General features: G+C 35.3%; 12 protein-coding genes. 2 read left to right on the top strand and 10 right to left on the bottom strand.

Annotated features, from left to right (window positions below):
* Positions 1-74: 74 nt before the first annotated feature.
* The 5 genes from fsa to NH26_RS15375 form a co-directional block, all read right to left on the bottom strand.
* The gene (fsa, locus tag NH26_RS15395) at positions 75-749 is read right to left on the bottom strand and encodes a fructose-6-phosphate aldolase (RefSeq protein ID WP_044227531.1); all 675 of its coding nucleotides are present in this window, start codon (positions 747-749) and stop codon (positions 75-77) included.
* Between the two features lie 60 nt (positions 750-809).
* Positions 810-2,318, bottom strand: a complete 1,509-nt coding sequence (locus NH26_RS15390) for a xylulokinase (protein ID WP_044227529.1) — start codon at positions 2,316-2,318, stop codon at positions 810-812.
* A 26-nt stretch (positions 2,319-2,344) separates the two neighbouring features.
* On the bottom strand, positions 2,345-3,754 hold the full coding sequence (gene xylE, locus NH26_RS15385; protein WP_084812199.1) for a D-xylose transporter XylE: 1,410 nt from the start codon (positions 3,752-3,754) through the stop codon (positions 2,345-2,347).
* 195 nt (positions 3,755-3,949) lie between these two features.
* Positions 3,950-5,299, bottom strand: a complete 1,350-nt coding sequence (xylA, locus tag NH26_RS15380) for a xylose isomerase (RefSeq protein WP_044227526.1) — start codon at positions 5,297-5,299, stop codon at positions 3,950-3,952.
* 552 nt (positions 5,300-5,851) lie between these two features.
* The gene (locus NH26_RS15375) at positions 5,852-7,003 is read right to left on the bottom strand and encodes a glycoside hydrolase family 26 protein (RefSeq protein WP_052432232.1); all 1,152 of its coding nucleotides are present in this window, start codon (positions 7,001-7,003) and stop codon (positions 5,852-5,854) included.
* 313 nt (positions 7,004-7,316) lie between these two features.
* Between NH26_RS15375 and NH26_RS15370 the strand changes: the two genes are divergently transcribed.
* The gene (locus NH26_RS15370; protein ID WP_044227521.1) at positions 7,317-8,021 is read left to right on the top strand and encodes a phytanoyl-CoA dioxygenase family protein; all 705 of its coding nucleotides are present in this window, start codon (positions 7,317-7,319) and stop codon (positions 8,019-8,021) included.
* Positions 8,022-8,235: 214 nt separating this feature from the next.
* Positions 8,236-9,522: a glycoside hydrolase family 2 TIM barrel-domain containing protein gene (locus NH26_RS15365; protein ID WP_052432231.1), complete on the top strand. Its 1,287-nt coding sequence runs from the start codon at positions 8,236-8,238 to the stop codon at positions 9,520-9,522.
* 123 nt (positions 9,523-9,645) lie between these two features.
* On the opposite strand, the gene NH26_RS15360 is transcribed toward NH26_RS15365, so the two are convergent.
* From NH26_RS15360 to NH26_RS15340, 5 genes are all read right to left on the bottom strand, one after another.
* Positions 9,646-10,512, bottom strand: coding sequence for an SDR family oxidoreductase (locus NH26_RS15360; protein ID WP_044227518.1), 867 nt, complete (start codon positions 10,510-10,512; stop codon positions 9,646-9,648).
* Between the two features lie 103 nt (positions 10,513-10,615).
* Positions 10,616-11,923, bottom strand: a complete 1,308-nt coding sequence (locus tag NH26_RS15355) for a glycosyl hydrolase (protein ID WP_139263105.1) — start codon at positions 11,921-11,923, stop codon at positions 10,616-10,618.
* A 72-nt stretch (positions 11,924-11,995) separates the two neighbouring features.
* Positions 11,996-13,537, bottom strand: coding sequence for a PKD domain-containing protein (locus tag NH26_RS15350; RefSeq protein WP_044227515.1), 1,542 nt, complete (start codon positions 13,535-13,537; stop codon positions 11,996-11,998).
* A 167-nt stretch (positions 13,538-13,704) separates the two neighbouring features.
* Positions 13,705-15,246, bottom strand: coding sequence for a RagB/SusD family nutrient uptake outer membrane protein (locus NH26_RS15345; RefSeq protein ID WP_084812198.1), 1,542 nt, complete (start codon positions 15,244-15,246; stop codon positions 13,705-13,707).
* 12 nt (positions 15,247-15,258) lie between these two features.
* Complete coding sequence (locus tag NH26_RS15340) at positions 15,259-18,354, bottom strand: SusC/RagA family TonB-linked outer membrane protein (protein ID WP_158021947.1); 3,096 nt, start codon at positions 18,352-18,354, stop codon at positions 15,259-15,261.
* Positions 18,355-18,615: the final 261 nt, after the last annotated feature.

The raw sequence follows: 18,615 nt of genomic DNA, 5'->3' as shown, positions 1-18,615 counted from the left end.
GAGTAAATAGTTTGTTATCGCACACAAATAAATAGAGACGAACACCAAATGCGCCCGCCTCTTAAAAATATGGTTTATGCTAATTCAGTTTCTTCTTGCATTGTTTTCGCTGCTTCAATAAACGCTGCTAAACCTTTATCCGTTAATGGATGATTTAGTAGTGCTTCGAAAACACCTAAAGGACAAGTGGCTACATCTGCTCCAACTCTTGCACATTTTAACAAGTGCATAGAATGACGAACAGAAGCTGCTAAAATCTCTGTATTCAATTCTGGGTATTGATCAAAAATATCTTTGATTTCCTCGATCAATAACATACCGTCTTGAGAAATATCGTCTAAACGACCAATAAACGGTGATACATAAGAAGCTCCGGCTTTTGCTGCTAATAATGCTTGTCCGGCAGAGAAAATCAATGTACAATTGGTACGGATACCTTTTGCAGCAAAGTGTTTGATTGCTTTTAAGCCATCTTTAATCATAGGAATTTTCACTACAATTTTTGGAGAAATAGCAGCCAATTCTTCACCTTCTCTGATCATTCCCTCAAGATCTGTTGATAACACTTCTGCACTTACTTTATCATCAACAATATCACAGATTTTAGCGTAGTGCGCTTTAATATTAGCATCACCAACAATATTCTCTTTAGCCATTAATGATGGGTTGGTTGTTACTCCATCCAAAATACCCATATCATATGCTTGAGCGATATCCTCAATATTTGCAGTATCAATAAAAAATTTCATCGTCTAATTAATTTTTAAGTGTTATGATTTTAATTAATGAAGATCAAATCTTCATTTATATTAGTTTGTTTGAACAGTCGACTGTTCTTGATTTAATATTTTCTGAAGACTATCCTTCCAAAGTTGATAGGCTTCTTGAGTAGCTTTCATTTTATCCGTTTCAGGTAAAATAGTTTTGATTACATTCAATGATTGGAAAGCTTCTTCAAACGACTTAAAGTGATTTACACCTACAGCAGCACCTGTGGCTGCCCCTCTGGCTCCATCGGTATCCAATAGTTCTATTGGTGCTCCACAAACATTCGCAAGAGTTTGTCTAAATAATGGGCTTAAGAACATATTAGCATTTCCAGCTCGTATCACTTCAGGTTTTAATCCCATATTTTGCATCACCTCAATTCCGTATTGGAAAGAGAAAACGATACCTTCTTGAGTAGCTCTAATCAAATCGTTTTGATCATGTCTATTAAAATCAATATTTGAGTAATGTGCTCCAATATTTGAATTTTCTAAAACACGCTCAGCACCATTACCAAATGGAAGATAAGACAAGCCATTTGAGCCGATTGGTGATTGTTCAGCAGCTTCATTCATGCTGACATAATCCATATTTGATGCTATATTTTTTTGCAACCAAGAGTTGGCAATACCTGTCCCGTTAATACATAATAGTACACCTAAACGTTGTGTTTCTTCTGTATGATTTACGTGAGCAAAAGGATTAACCCTTGATTTAGGGTCGCACTTTGCTTCATCAGTAACACCATAAACTACACCTGATGTGCCACCTGTTGCAGCAATTTCACCTGGATTTACAACATTTAATGAGAAAGCATTATTCGGTTGATCTCCCGCTTTATAAGTAATTGGAATCCCTGCCTTAATACCTAACTTTTTAGCTACAGCTTCAGTGACTTCACCATGATTGGTAAAAGTTTCTTTTACTTCGGCTACTAAATTGAAAGGAATACCATAATGTTCCAACAATTCCGTATTCAATCTATTGTGCTTGAAGTTCCAAAGAATTCCTTCAGATAGGCCTGATATAGTTGTTCTTATTTCACCTGTTAGTTTCATTCCCACATAATCCCCTGGCAACATGAACTTATGGATTTTATCAAAATTATCAGGTTCATTTTCCTTCACCCATTTTAATTTTGATGCAGTGAAATTACCTGGAGAGTTCATAAACTCATTTAAGCACTGTGCTTCTCCAATTGCTTTAAAAGCATTTTCACCAATTTCTACTGCACGGCTATCACACCAAATGATTGAAGGTCTAATTACATTTTTATCAGCATCCACAGTTACTAAACCATGCATTTGATAAGTAATACCAATAGCACCTAATTCATCTCCTTTAAAAGCAGGATCATTATGAAGCTTTTCTATCCCTTTACAAATAGCTTCCCACCACATTTCAGGGTCCTGTTCTGCAAAACCAGGTTGAGGAGCATCAATAGTCATTTCCTTTTCCGGATATTGAGCTGACGCCACTACTTTTCCTTCTTCATCAATTGCTGAAACTTTTACTGAAGAGCTTCCTATATCTAATCCTAAAAATTGCATACTTTAAATATTTTTAATGTTATCACCTACTTTTTGTCGATGAATAACGTTTCCATTTCTTCTAATGTTTTTCCTTTCGTCTCAGGTACATACTTCCAAACAAATAGGATAGTTAATAAACACATTGCCCCATATACCCAGAAAGGCACAGCTCCATGGAAGGTGTCGAACAAATACTTGTTGTCCATCATCATAGGGAAAGTCTGAGAAACGATAAAATTAAAGATCCATTGTGCTGCTACTGCTATTGAAAGACCCACACCTCTAATTTGATTAGGCATAATCTCTGAGAGTAATACCCAAACTACAGGTCCTAAAGACAATGCAAAACAAGCTATATAACCTAAAACAAATACTAGTAACCAAACATCTGTACTTTGGAAATAAGCTGCCGTTCCAATGGCTGTGATACAAATACCCATACCGGTAGAGCCAATGATCATCAATGGTTTTCTACCAAATCTATCGACAGAGAAGATGGCTACCACTGTAAATATTAGATTAACAGCTCCTACTACTATCGTTTGTAATAATGCAGTGTCTGTATTCCCGCCTCCAATTTTCTTAAAAATTTCTGGTGCGTAATACAAGAAAACATTGATACCTGTTATTTGTTGGAAAACCGATAAGGCTACTCCAACAAAGACAATAAACAGGTAAGGTTGTTTGAAAACACTCGCTTTTTCTTGATTGTTATCTGATGCGATAGATAACTTTATGTCATTTAATGAGGTTATTGGTGTTGCCGAAATATGAGTAAGAATATTCATAGCCTCCTCATCTTTGCCTTTCATTGCTAACCATCTTGGACTTTCGGGTACTAAGAATAATAAAAATGTAAACGATAATGCTGGAATACATTCTGATGCAAACATCCATCTCCACCCTACGGTATCATTCCAACTAGTATCTCCCTGCCCTGAAATAAAATAATTCACAAAATAAACCACCAACATACCAAAAATGATAGCAAATTGATTACAAGAAACAAGACGTCCTCTGTATTCTGATGGTGCAATCTCAGCGATGTACATAGGAGATAGCATAGAAGCAATACCGACACCTATACCTCCAATAATTCTGAATATAATAAACGTAGTGAAGGCCTCTGGTACTGCCGATCCTACTGCTGAAATTGTAAATAAAATACCTGCAATAATTAAAGCTTTCTTTCTACCTAGTTGGGTAGATAGCTTACCTGCTACACCCGCTCCTACAATACAACCAATTAATGCAGATGAAGCTGCCCATCCTTTTTCTGCTGCAGATAGAAAAAAGTAATTTTCTAAGGATCCGATTGCTCCCGAAATCACGGCAGTATCGTACCCAAAAAGTAACCCTCCTAAAGCTGCAACAAGCGTTACTTTAATGACGAAAGCAAAATCAACTTTTCCTTCAGCGGAAGCTACTTTGTTTTCTTCTATAATGTTTTCCATATTATAATTCTGTAATAATCAGTTAATCATTTCATTGTAAGTGATTGAAAGGCTCACTCTCACCTTATAGTAATGTATAGTTTTTTAATGCTCAGATCAGAAGGCATTATTAATTAAAAGAGAGTTGTAATAAGCTAACACAAGGAGAAACTCCATGCGTTAGCTGTCCACTGTATATACTTAACTTTGAAATGCTTAGATATACATATTGATCAAGTTTTCTAGGTATTCCTGTCTACCACTTGTAGGGATAGGCTCACCAGTTTTGACCGCAATGTTACGTAAGTCTTCTAAAGACAACTTACCGTCTTCGAATAATTTACCTTCTCCACTATCAAAAGAAGCATAACGATCAGATCTTACTTGATTGTATTCTGAGTTCTCAAGAATATCGTTTGCTACCAATAGTGCTCTTGCAAATACATCCATACCACCAATATGTGCATAAAACATATCTTCAAAATCCGTAGAGTTTCTTCTTACTTTTGCATCGAAGTTAACTCCACCACCTTTGAAACCACCTGCTGGTAGAATGATTAGCATTGCTTCAACGATTTCATATAAATTGTTAGGGAATTGATCTGTATCCCATCCGTTTTGGTAATCACCACGGTTGGCATCAATAGAACCTAATTTACCAGCATCTACTGCTACTTGTAATTCGTGCGTAAATGTATGATTCGCTAATGTTGCATGGTTTACTTCTATGTTTAAGAAGAAATCATCAGCTAAGCCGTATTTTTCTAAGAATCCTAGAACTGTTGCAGAATCAAAATCATATTGATGTTTTGATGGCTCTGCTGGCTTAGGCTCAATAAAGAAGTTTCCTTTAAAACCTTGCTTACGGGCATAATCTCTAGCCATAGTTAAGAATTGTGCCATGTGCTCTTGCTCACGTTTCATGTCCGTGTTTAATAAGCTCATGTAACCTTCTCTACCACCCCAGAATACGTAGTTTTCACCACCTAATTCGATTGTTGCGTCTAAGGCATTCTTTACTTGAGTACCCGCTTGTGCTACTACAGAAAAATCTGGGTTAGTAGAAGCACCATTCATATATCTTGGATTAGAAAATGCATTGGCAGTACCCCAAAGTAATTTAACACCTGAAGCTGCTTGCTTTTCTTTCGCATAATCAACAATTGCTTGTAGTCTCTTTTCAGATTCCAATACTGATGATCCCTCATCAATCAAATCGAAATCATGGAAACAGTAGTATGGAAGACCTAGTTTTGTAAAGAATTCAAAAGCAAAATCCATTTTCATTTTTGCTTTTTCGATAGGGTCTCCTATGTTACGGTAAGGAAATAATCTTGTACCTGGTCCAAATGGATCGCTACCTTCACCACACATGTTGTGCCAGTAAGCACCTGCAAACTTGAAGTGCTCCTTCATTGTTTTACCAGCAACAACTCTGTTTTCGTCATAAAAACGGAAAGCAAGAGGGTTCTTTGATTCTGGTCCTTCGTATTTGATTTTATCGATTCCTTTAAAAAATTCCTGATCGCCAAATACTACTTTTGATTCTACTGTTGATTCTAACATATCTGTATTAGTTTTTTTTCTTTGTTGTCTAAAAAATGTCTGCTGCTAACGAAATAATAGTTGTATGTAACTCTTGTCATCTATCTCATACAATTGTCTCTAGGACACTTGCTAGTTAGTTAGTAATGTGTGTTTTGATCAAATTTTAATGTGAAAATCTTGGTTGAAACCGTGTTCGCAACCGCTCCCGGAAAAGTTGTGACTCCTATTTTTTTGAATAATTCGGTTTTTTGAAACGAAAATGATAAGCGATTTCTAAGGGATAACTTTCCATTTTTCACTTTGTATGTGTTATTATATTTCTTTCAAAATGAATTACTCTTAATCAATGATCGAAAAAATTAAAACCTTCTTTTCTTATGTCATCGGTGGATTAGAAATACTAGAACCTATTTACTATTTGATACAAATTGTGAGTACAGTAATTATGTGGATTGTTCAAGGTATTTTGTTTATTGCTAGTTTGTTTTCTTAATCAGGTTATCTAAAAGAATAAGCAAAAAAAAATGCCACCCAAAATGGATGGCATTTAACTATAGGTATTATCAACCTTTATAAACTTTTTTGTAAGTCCGAGTATAAAGTAGGTGAAGACATCACATAATTACTTTTTGATATCTCTTTTTCCCACTTCGCTTTTAATTCTTTGTTCTCTTGTAATCGTGCATCTATTCCCTTAAATGTTGGATTATCCTCCCACATGGGGTGTGCCTTCCAATTACAATTAATATATGATATAGCTTTTACCGTTTTAGGATGATCATGAATGGTCTGAAAAAAAGGTGTAAACCATTTATTCCATGCCAATTGAGCATCTTCAGGATTATTGAAATCCATTGGTAAGGTAAGATTATCAAACTTCATGTTTGGCCCAGATACTGTGGCAGAAGCTTCTGCAATAAATACAGGTTTCCCTTTTTTCTTAGCAAACTCAATCATCTCTTGTTCTCTCCAACGAGCAAAGAATGAAAACGAACACCAGTCTACATAATCGTCTCCTGGGTACCATTCTTCTAGTTCATCCATTGTAGAAACAAATCCTGCCGATTGCCACACAAAGGCAACATTATCCACTCCCATATCATCCATAATGTCCTTCACTCTTCGGTAAGCCTTCAAATAGTTTTCTTTTTCGTAATGGTTCCAAGGATGCCCATCAAATTCATATCCTATTCTTAGAAAAACAGGTCTTGGAGCTATGGATTGTACGAAAGCACCCAATTCTTTTATCATTTCATCATGTACACCATTGGCTACCTTATCTTCATGTCCTACCATTCCTAGCCCTATAGCTAAGCACATATCGGTATAATCAGGATCATTCAGTTGTAATGACATATTACTATCATTATCTCCCCAATTATCTGTTGATATTATGCCGTCTAACCCTTTATGAACAAATCCAAAAGTGGTGTCACCAGGAGTTAAAAATGAGTAAGCTGTAAACCCTGCCGGTCTTCTATCAAAATGATCCAAGTACCCATCATTGTATTTTTCTAGACCTCCTATGGCTGAAAGTTCTTGTCCAATAAACACCAAAACCTTCCCATCTTCAGGTTCAAACTTGGCTCTTATCTTTTTAGAGGAGGTAATATTAGGTGGACTTAGAGAGGCCTCCTGTATTGTATTTGATTTCTCTGATTGCTCGCATCCCATAATACCAATTAAGGAACAGACCAACCATCCTAAAACGATTTTATACATCTGTTTTCTTGTTTAGATTTTGGGTGACTAACCCATTCGTATTTCTATTTTTCAACATAGAAATTAGTCGATTCACTTCTTTCTCTTCGTTGATTCAAATTTGACGAATTAATAATGTTTTATTGTTACTACAAATACTCCGAGAGGTACTTCACCACTACGCCAAAACCTCTGTAGGGCTCATAAAAAGAGATATTTATCAAACAATCCTACTACTTTGTCTGTGTTTATTCATTTCGTTACTTCTTATTAATCAACAGCTCTTTTTCGATTCTATCAATTGATAAAGACAAAAAACATTAGAATTATTACTATGGAAATTAAACAGCTTGCAGAGCAATTTTGGGCAAATGGATACGTGGTTATCGAAGATTATTTTTCTGAAGAAATGATGGATAGTCTGAACGATAAAATCATCCGTCATTTTGGTATGAATCCAGAATGGGAACACAATGATGAGTTCTTAGATAAATCGGCTACAGAAGTAGTGCCTTGGTTCCCAGAAAGAGAAAATGAATTTGCATTTCGACCAATCAACGACGATCCTTTGATGCAAAACCTAACTAAAGAAATTCTTGGAGAGGAATGGAACGAATTGTATTGTATGATTATGTTCTCAAAAAAAGGAACCAAAGGACAAGCATGGCATCAAGACTGCCCACCAGAAAACAAATCACAATTTAATTTGAACCGCTTGGTGTATACTCATAATATTACTGATGAGATTGGGGGACAAACACTAGTTGTACCGGGAACACATAAACATGGGGCAATATCAGCCGGTATTCCTGATGAAGCGTTGGAGAATCAAATTGTCCTAACCCCTAAAAAAGGAACTGTTGTATTATTACACGGACATTGCTGGCACAGAGTATTACCTATCAAAGGAACTTATAGAGTTTCTACCAATTTTAGAGCAATGCCAAAAGATACGCCAGAAGATATTACAGACATTGCAGTGTATAGAAACATGAGATATAAATTCTCAACTTCTGAAGTAGTAGAAGAAAGAATATAATTCTATTTCTTTATCTCTTTTATTTCTTACTTCAAGGCTACTTCAACAGTCAGTAGTCCAAATAATGGGTGAGGTTTTACAATAAATGTGACATACATTATAGGATGTTTTGATACAAGCATCTCATTAATGTATCAACACAAACTTATGTTTCACTATTTTCTATCTCCCACATCTAAGGCATTAGGTGTGGGATTATTAATTTTAAATAAATATGAAAAAAATATTCTTCTTTTTATGGATGATTTTATCAATAAAAGGGTTCTCTCAACAACAGAATGAAAGACTAAATATATTTGATGGTTTCTTTATCAAAGGTGCAGGGATTGATAATAATGGTCCCCAATACTTTAAGGCATTTGCTGATGCAGGTGGCAATGCCTTTAGAACTTGGAGAAGTAGTAATGCCGAGGCAGAATTTGATTCAGCTAGAAAATATCAATTAAAAGTTGCTTTAGGTATAGAAGTAGGTCAAGAGTTACATGGTTTTAACTACAATGATCCAAAAGCAGTTAAACAACAGTTTAATTTGATCAAAACTAAGATTGATAAATATAAAGATGAACCACAGTTATTATGTTGGGTAGTAGGTAACGAATTGAACTTACTGTTTGATGAAAATGGAGGGCTTGGTAAAGTAAACCCCACAGTTTATGATGCTTTAGAAGAAATTGTCCAATATATACATCAAGTAGATCCCATACACCCTGTTACTACTACTTTTGCAGGTATTATTCCTACTCACGTTAAAGTGGCATCAGAAAGGTGTCCTTCTTTAGATTTCTACTCCTTCCAAATTTATGGTGGACTGCAAACTCTTCCTCAAGACATAGAAAAATTATCACTAAATAAACCGTATATCATTTCTGAATACGGGCCACTAGGACATTGGGAAAGGCCAAATACCTCATGGAATAGAGAAATCGAGGAAACAAGTAAAGAAAAATCTGAAGGACTAGCACATCGTATTCAAGCAGGGTTTATTCAGAATACCAACCCTCTCTTTCTTGGAAGTTTTGCCTTTTTATGGGGACAAAAACAAGAAAGAACACCTACATGGTACGGAATGTTTCTCCCTAGCGGAGAGTGTGATGCTAGAGTAGATGTACTCACAGAATATTGGTCGGGTAAAGTCCCTGAAAATTATGCTCCTTTGGTGAACTCTATTTCGTTAAATCACAAATTTGCTATTGATAACATCATCATTAAAAACTCTGAGACATGTACAGTGAACATTGATGCTATTGACTTTGATAAGGATACTCTACAATATAAATGGGAGCTTTTAGAGGAAGTAAAAGAGAAAAGTGAAGGGGGAGCTTTTGAAGTAAAGCCTAAAGTTTATCCTTTAGAAATTCTTAAAAATAATGGCTCTTCTATTACGTTTAAAACCCCAGAGAATAACGGAGAATATAGAATCTTTGCCTACGTATTTGATGGTAAAGGAAAAGTCGGTACAGCTAACCTTCCTTTTATGGTAGATTCCCCTAAAATAAAATAGAAGCTGAATCAAAATGACTCAACCTCTAGGATTTACCGTAATGATAAATAATTTAAAATTTGAGTTTGCTGAAAAACATTTTCATCAAACTCATTTTTTCTGATGGCGGTTTATGCTCATTATTTACGGTAAATGTTCTATATCCCATTGGAGTTTTTTTGATAATTCCTGTTGAGATTTTTCTGCTGTTGCATTTATTTCCAAAGTCCCCAACCCATCTAAAAGAGGGTCGATAACGGTTCGTAATTTTCTTTTTTCTTTTGGCGTTTCTATCAATTGTGCCAAAGCATTTGCTAGTATTTTAGGTGAGGGTAAGAAGTCTTTGTCTTCTCCTTTTTTCCCCCATACCTTTTCGGGTAGATCTTTTAAGTTTCCATAAGTTGCTATTCTTTCAATATCATTAGGTTTGGTTTGTGTCTTTTCAAAACTAGTACTAAACCCTCCTGCCTCGACAAGTAATACATCAATTCCTAAAGATTTAAGTTCATAATGATAACTTTCTGTTAGACCTTCCAAAGCAAATTTTGTAGCTGTATAAATCCCTGAATAAGGAAAAACTACTCTACCTTGAATACTAGAAATATTGATGATTGTTCCCTGTTTTTTCTGTCGCATATGAGGCAGAACGGCTTTCATCATTCGTTGAATGCCAAAGACATTTACATCAAACATTCTTTCTATTTGAGACATAGTAAATGTTTCTGTCCAACCTGTTCCTCCTACACCAGCATTATTAATAACAACATCAATTTTACCTACCAATTGCAAAGTATTTTGTACTGCCACATCAATTGATAATTGATTAGTGACATCAAGTGGTAGAATAATGAGTTTACCTTTTGTTTGAGTAGCGAAAATATTCAGTTCCTCAACTGCTTTTATCCCTTTCACCGCTCTCATTGTCGCAATTACGGTATAACCTTTCCTTAATAATGTTTCTGTAGTAAATCGACCAATACCTTTGCTACAACCTGTTACTAGTACATTCATAAATTCTTGTAAATTATTAAAAATAGCGCTGTCTTCAATTGCTGTTATTCTAAAAGTCTATGATATTTTTATGTATCATGTACCGTAACAGGTTGGCAAGGATCTAATTACACACCATCACCTTCACACGACTCAAGTTTCCTTCGAAGTCTTCAACACTGAGTATATACAGTCCATTTGAAGTTTGAATGTTGTTTATGTTTTGCTGAGGTGCTGCAATTTCATTGATGATTTTCCCAGAAGTAGCCTCTAGCAGAGTTATAGATTTAATTTCTTTGCAGTTATCTAAATAGAGTTTTAAGCCTCCAATTTCAGTATTACAAACGTATCCCCATCTAAAGTCTTCATCGTTTACACTGGTTACCTGACCATCTTCTGAAGGGAAACAATTGTCTGTAATTTGATCATAAGGATAGCCTACATTTTCAAAAAATTCATTTCCTCCAAAAATCCATTCCTCGCCTTGCAATTCTGTATCCCAATTGGTTTTAATTATTTCATTTACTTGTAAACGAGTATCACCCCAATTTTCTCCTCTCCACATCGGTTGACTGTCCCAATCTGTATTGATATAGGCCAACCCTTTAATGATTGTGTGATTATCCATCAACTCAAATAATGGTTTAAACCAACTATTCCATGCGGTCGTTCCATTATCATTTTGCAAATCATAACCTCTTGGTGTAGCTTCAGCAATCATTACTGGTTTATTCTTAATTTCTGCGTAACGAATTAAATCGCCACCTGCATTTTTCTGAAAATAAGAAAAGCCCATCCAATCTACATACTCATCGCCAGGGTAATAATTTTGCATAAATGCTACTGAATGTACCCCATCCGATTGCCAAACAAAATCGCAGTTGGCTACTGCTTCTTCATCAAAAATATCTACAATTTTTCTCCACATAGATTTATAATATGTGGAATTATAATGATTGTGATCTCCATCAAATTCGTATCCTATTCTTAAATAAACAGGGCGATTTGTGTCTTTAATCCAATTGGCTAATTTCCTTATTTGTTCATCATAATCACCATCACTAATTCTCTTTTCTTGATCAACTAAGTACAATCCAATAACAAAAGAGGTTTGATTAAACTCTGGTGAATCTGCGTATACTTTAGCGGAAACATCACCCGCTCCATAATTTACAGTACTATATAATCCTCCTAAAGTAGGTAGAGAGGTATAAGTTGTTATACCTGCTGGTAAATCAGCAAAGGAATCAATATAGCCTGAATTATATCTATCTAAACCACCTACAGCTCCTAAATCTTGACCTAAAATTAAAAGTCTTTTTCCATCTATTGGGGCAAATTTTGCTTGTCCCGATAAGCAGGAATTTCTTGTTTGTCCGTTAGAAAACGAAGCAACTAACAAGAGTGTAAAAAATATTTTTATGCATCTCATATTTCACTATTTGTAAAAATATCCCCCTTTAAGATAAAGGGGGATAACTTATCTGATCTGATAATTAACTGATTAGTTTACTGTTTCAACTAATTCAAAATCTTTGATATAGAAAGTACCTGATTGCTTATGACCTTCTCCACCAATTTGGATTATAATCTTGTCATAAGTATCTGAAGTTGCAGCATCATCCCATACCACATCCCCATTATCTCTATTTAATACTTCATGTCCTGAGTAGTTAAATTCTACTTCCACCCATTGATCACGAAGATCTGAAGACACACGAATAGCTGCTTCAGTTTGCCAAGCATTTCCCCCCATTTTTGTATCATACAACTTCACGTTTACCATAGCATCTAAACTTCCATCAGTGTCTTTCCAAGCTTCTGCAGTTTCATCTATTGTATCATAATCGTTTGAAGAAGGGAAGTAAACTTTTAATTTGAATGTGTTATTTGTTGATAAATCCATTCTATGATTCAATGTCACTTGAACATCATCTACTGTTCCATTTTTTGTATATAATAATACTTGAGTAGTCGCATCAATTGGATCTTCTACAAAAGAAGTTACAATATCAGCTTCATTGATAAATTCTAATGTTTCATCACCTACTGCTACATCCATAGTACCATTAAATGAAGCAGAAATTGATCTATACTCTAAATCTTTAATTTCTTCCTCTGGTGCTTCCTCTACTACATCCTCTTGTACAAATCTTAAGTATCTATAATTTTTACCATCTCCATCATTGTAGTTAAGGACATTAAGATATCTTACATATAACTCAGTTTCTGTTAAAGCTACAATCTCATATTTTGATGCAGGTGCTCCGTCTACTTCTTGATAGTATGACATATAACCACCACCATTTAATGATAAGTACATTTTACCTTCTTCCTCAGTTACAGAGAAACCATATTCGCTTTCACCAGAATAAGAAGTTTGGAAATCTACAAATGGTTCTGCTTCAGTATCGACTTGCCAGTTATTGATTTGATGAGTTGCTGAAACACCCATTACGTTTGGTATTAAAGAGAATGTAAAACGAGAAGTCATTGATTCTGTCATTGTAAAACCCTCACCATTATTACCATTCCAGTGATCATACTCTGATTGCCACCAAATTGCCTCTTCTCCATCTGCAGGACCAACACCATGTGAACCATATGCATTAGATAACCTCCATACTTTACCTTCACTATCACAACCACCTGTCAGATATTTATAGTATTCATTACTACAAATTTCCCCAACATCAATTTTTGTTACTGATACGTTTGTAGTTATTTGTGTTGCATCGTCATCACCTGTTAATGTTACAGTTACTTCAAAATCTCCAATTTCTAAATAATGATGAGTAATTGATGACTCTGTTGTAGTTTCAGACGTGTTATCACCAAAATCAAATTTGAATGAGTTTACATTTTGAGCTTCTTCAACTGTAAATGTTACTTCATAATCTGCTCCTTCTGTTTGTACAAAAGTTAATGTTCCAGAGGGACCTGTTGGATCTGAAGGGTCATTATTTTTATCTTCTTCAGAACAAGCACCAAAAGTAAGTGCAATAAAGCCTATCAAAAGCCATTTGATAAAGTTTAAATTTTTCATTTCAATTCAAATTTTAAATAAATGTTGGAGCAAAATTGCTCTGTTTAAAAAGTTTGGGCAGTACGATGCCAGCATGGTAAAAAATTACCAAACGAACGAAAGAAGTATTTTATAGTAATCCCGTCAGCTTCATAGATTTTCAACTATGAGCTAACGGATATAACACACTAGTTACTTGGGTTACCTGTAATCAACCCGTCAGTTAGATCAATTTCTGATTGTGGAATAGGGAACTTTTCGTGCACCCCTTGAACAAAGCCCTCACCCACTAATTCAGCTGTGATTTGTCCTGTTCTCACTTGATCAAAGAAGCGATGTCCTTCCATAGCCAACTCTAATCTACGTTCATTATAAACATCGTCTAAAGTTGGCGATGCAATTGGTGCAAGATTTACTCTTGCTCTCACCTGATTTAAATAATCTGCTGCACCTCCTTTACCAGTACGTATTGCTAATTCAGAAGCAAACAATAATAAATCAGCATATCTAAACATTCTATAGTTAGAATGACCATTGTAGCGGTTATCACCAAAATTTGTTGTTAACTCTCTTTGTGGAAGGAAATACTTTTGAGGTGCAAACCCTGTAGTATTGTACCAATCACTATTCGTGTCTCCTGGTTGAGCTACACGAATTGTACCTTCACCAGGGTAAACTTCTTCACCATCATAAATGATAGTTTGCTCTCTTCGAATATCATCACCAGCATCTCTAAATGCTTTTTCTAAAACTACAGTTGGTAAATTAAAACCCCAACCTTCTCCAATGGATGCAGGGTTACCTGAATTACCTCCTGCTCTTGGAGATTGCATCATATTCTCACCGGCTCCTTCTCCTTGAGTAGACCAGTTATTGAAATTAGAAGGTTCGAACTGCACTTCGAAAATAGATTCTTTTCCATTCTCTTCCTCTAAACGCCAAATATTAGCGTAATCATCTACTAATGCATACTGTCCACTTTCTATTACATTTTTGGCATAAGTATACGCTTCCTCATAAGTGGACTCGTTGTTTGAGTATAAAGCTGCTTTTGCAAAATAAGAATACGCCATTCCTGAAGTGGCTCTTCCTAAGTACTCCGCATCGTATTGATCTTTTGTTTTTAATAAAGCTCCTGCTGCTTTAAAATCATTCAAAATCAGCTCATACAATTCTGCTTCTGATGATCTAGGTGTCGAATTAAGGTTCTCATAATCTTCCAATGATGTGAACATTGGAACACCTCCATACATTTTAACTAACTGAAAATAATGCCATCCTCTTAAGAATAAACCCTCTCCTTTTACCTGGTTATAGGTATTTTCATCTACAGAAGCCTTGCCTACTTCTACATTAAATAGAACTGTGTTTGCTCTAAATACCCCTGCGAAATGTCTTTTCCAAACAGACTCAAACAACGGTTCTGATGCATTCCATTGAAACTTCTGCACCATTGTCATATAATCTAAATCAGTTTCTGATAAACCACCTTTATCAGCATCATCCGAAGCAATATCTCCAAAAATGAAATAGTTATAGAATTGCGTTCCTTCAAATCTCCATTGCATTGGGTCGTACCCAGCAATAACCATTAATTCTAGATTCTCTGGATCAGAAACAAATGTTTCCGTTGTTTCTCTTGCTAAAGGCTCACGATCTAAGAAGTTAGAACAAGCTGAACCTGCCAACAATAGAGATAAAAAGATGACTATTTTATATATATTTTTCATATCAAATTCTAATTAGAAGCTAATGTTTACACCTGCAGTATATACTCTTGGTACCGGATAATTTCCTCTATCAATACTGAAATCAATGGCACTTTGTGCTGAAGATAAGTTCTGTCCAATTTCTGGGTCAAACCCAGTGTACTTCGTAAGTGTCACTAAGTTTTGTCCTGCTACATAAATTCTAAACTTCTTTACTCCAATTTTATTCGTGATATTACTAGGTATTGTATAACCTAATTGCAAGTTTCTTAATCTTAAGAAGTCTCCATCTTCTACATAATAATCAGAGTATAATTTATTATTTGCTGTACCTGTTACTCTTGGATGCTCATTAGTAGAACCTGCCTTTGTCCATCTGTTTTCCATAGTTAAGGACATATAGTTGGTATTTGGAGCATTTAAGTTATACTTGATACCGTTGAAGATTTTATGGCCACCCATTCCTTGAAGGAAAATGATTAAATCAAATCCTTTATAGCTAAGATTAGTGGTTAAACCAAAAGTGTATACCGGGATAGTATTTCCTAAAACTTTTCTATCGTTTGGTGTGATCTTACCGTCTCCATCCAAATCTTTATATCTCAAGTCACCTGCAGATACAGAATTGTTTAACACAGCATCATCAGCAGTTGGATCAGACTGATATACACCATCAGTTTCGTATCCATAAATAGAACCAATTGATTCTCCTTCTTTAGTGATTAAGACATCTTTTCCGAAAAATGGAGCTGTATAAAATGGTGTTTTAGCACCAGTACTTAGTACTTCATTTTTATTGTATGAGAAGTTACCTGAAATACTGTAAGCAAACCCGCTTTTTGTTTCATCTGCCCAGCCTAATACTAACTCAATACCTGAGTTCTGAACAGAAGCACCATTAGACCAAGGGTTTTGAGTAAATCCAGATGATCCTAAGATATCTGCTTGGAAAAGCATATCTAATGTCTTTTTCTGGTACAAATCTACTGAAGTAGATAATCTATTTCTTAGGAATACAGCGTCTAAACCTATGTTTAGTTGTTCAGAAGTTTCCCAAACCAAATTAGTTGTAGGACCTGTTGTTAAAGATGCACCGTCCATAATTGCCCCTGTTCCTGAAGGGTATCTTAGTCCATTGGTTACTGTAGAGATTGTAGGATAAAAACCAAGGTTGTTTGGCATTTTATCGTTGGCTACTTGTCCCCAACCACCTCTTAATTTTAGGTCCTTTACAAAATCAACTCCGCTCATAAAACCTTCGTTTGAAATCTTCCAAGCTAGGGCAAATGAAGGGAAAGTACCCCAACGGTTTTTCTCTGACAATCTTGATGTACCATCTCTTCGGAAAGTAGCTGTAACTAAGTAACGGTCATCGTAACTGTACATCGCTCTACCTAAAAAGGACATAATTCCAGCATCTTGAGCGAAGTTTCTTGGTGCTGTATCTGTTTCTTGATCGATACCTGCATCAAGGAACCTTAAGTACTCTTGATTAGACAATCCACCTTTACCTCCATTGAAGAACTCATGGTACTCATTGTATAGAGAGAAACCTCCTAATACAGTTAAGTCATGTTTATTATTCCAGTTTCTTTTGAAAGTAACTGTATTATCCCAAGTGTAAGTAAAGTGCTTTTCTTGGCTGATAAATAAGTTACCCGATGTTCTTGATAATTTTAAGTTGTTGGCATCATCGAACTTAGGATTGAAAACTTTTCTCTCTAAGTACACTCTATCAAAACCAAACATCGACTTAAATGTCAAACCTTTAATTGGCTCCAACTCTGCAAATACATTCGCCATGTATCTATCCACTCCAATATTATCATTGTTCAGATCTAAGCGTCCAACAGGGTTAGTAAACTGATCTGAAATCTGTGATGCACCGTATACTTTTCCTTCATCATTTTCTGGAGCATAAACGGGTGCCATAGGATCCATTGCCAACATATGCATAATTGGATCTTCGTATTCATTATTTTGAGGGATAACTTCTTGACTTGAATTCGTAATCACAATGTTTGATCCTAAAGCAAGAAAATCAGTAACTTGAGATTTCACATTTAACCTTCCCGAGATACGTTTGTAACCAGATGGAGCAATAATACCTTTCTGATCAAAATAGTTCAAACTCATTAGGTATTGAGATTTAGCATTACCTCCACTTGCAGTAAATTGATAATTCTGTACTGAAGCTTCAGATGGTTTACTAAATACCTCATCTTGCCAGTTTGTTCCCGGAGATTTTTTTAATTCTTGTAATTCATCAAATGAATATTTTTCTGGAAGACCGTCATTAATTCTTGCTTCATTAATTAGGAACGCTAATTCATATTGATTCGTTAAAGGAATCTTATTACCTACTTGCTGAACACCCGCATAAGCATCAAAAGAAACATTCATATGTCCTTCCTTCCCTTTTTTGGTAGTAATAATAATTACCCCGTTGGCACCTCTAGAACCGTAAATTGCTGTTGCAGATGCATCTTTTAATACATCCATTTTTTCAATATCATTCGGGTTCAGGAAAGAAATATTAGTTGTAAGAATACCATCAACAACATATAAAGGAGACGCATCTCCAATAGTACCTTGACCACGAATGGTAATTGTTGAAGCAGAACCTGGAGAACCTGAACTTTGAGAAACCGTAACACCTGCAACTTTACCTTGCATAGCCATTTCCGCACTTGGTTCAACAGCAATAGCCAATGCCTCGCTGTCTACTGATGCTACAGCACCTGTAACATCTTTTTTGTTTTGTGTACCGTAACCAATAACGACTACTTCTTCCATTTGCTTTACATCTTCTTGTAAAACAATGTTTAATGTAGTTTGATTAGTTATTTCTACAATTTGGTCTTTATAACCAACAAAAGAGAATACAAGTACTTCTCCACTTTTGGCTACGATTTTAAAATTTCCATCAAAATCTGTGACTGTACCTATAGAAGTTCCTTGTATTTTAATGTTTGCACCTGGGATAGGATTGACATCATCATTGACTGTTCCCTTAATTATTTGATCTTGACCAAAAGATTGAAGAGAAAATAAGCTAAAAAATATTCCAAGAAGGAATGACTTAGTTAGTAGCTTGAATGACGTACCTAGTTGGTATTTGTAATTCATAGTATCATCCATTTTTTGTTAAATTAAAATCTTATAATAGTTGAATAAGATTGAACGACCGATTCGAAAAGCCGCTAGACATTTTAGACAAGTTTATTTCATTTCGTTGATACAATGTTGCTGCTTTTAGGGTGAAAACTCAAAAAAAACACTACTTCACAGCTACGTCAAGCACTACTCAATTCTACATCAGGTGTATTTAAGACACTTTTTTAGCGATTTTCTATCAAATACATTATTCTAAAGAAGTTTTTTTGATTT

Origin of the sequence: Flammeovirga pacifica (assembly GCF_000807855.2) — a bacterium.
GTDB lineage: Bacteria > Bacteroidota > Bacteroidia > Cytophagales > Flammeovirgaceae > Flammeovirga > Flammeovirga pacifica.
Note: the sequence above shows the minus strand (reverse complement) of the source record. Positions and strands in the feature narration are given on the sequence as shown.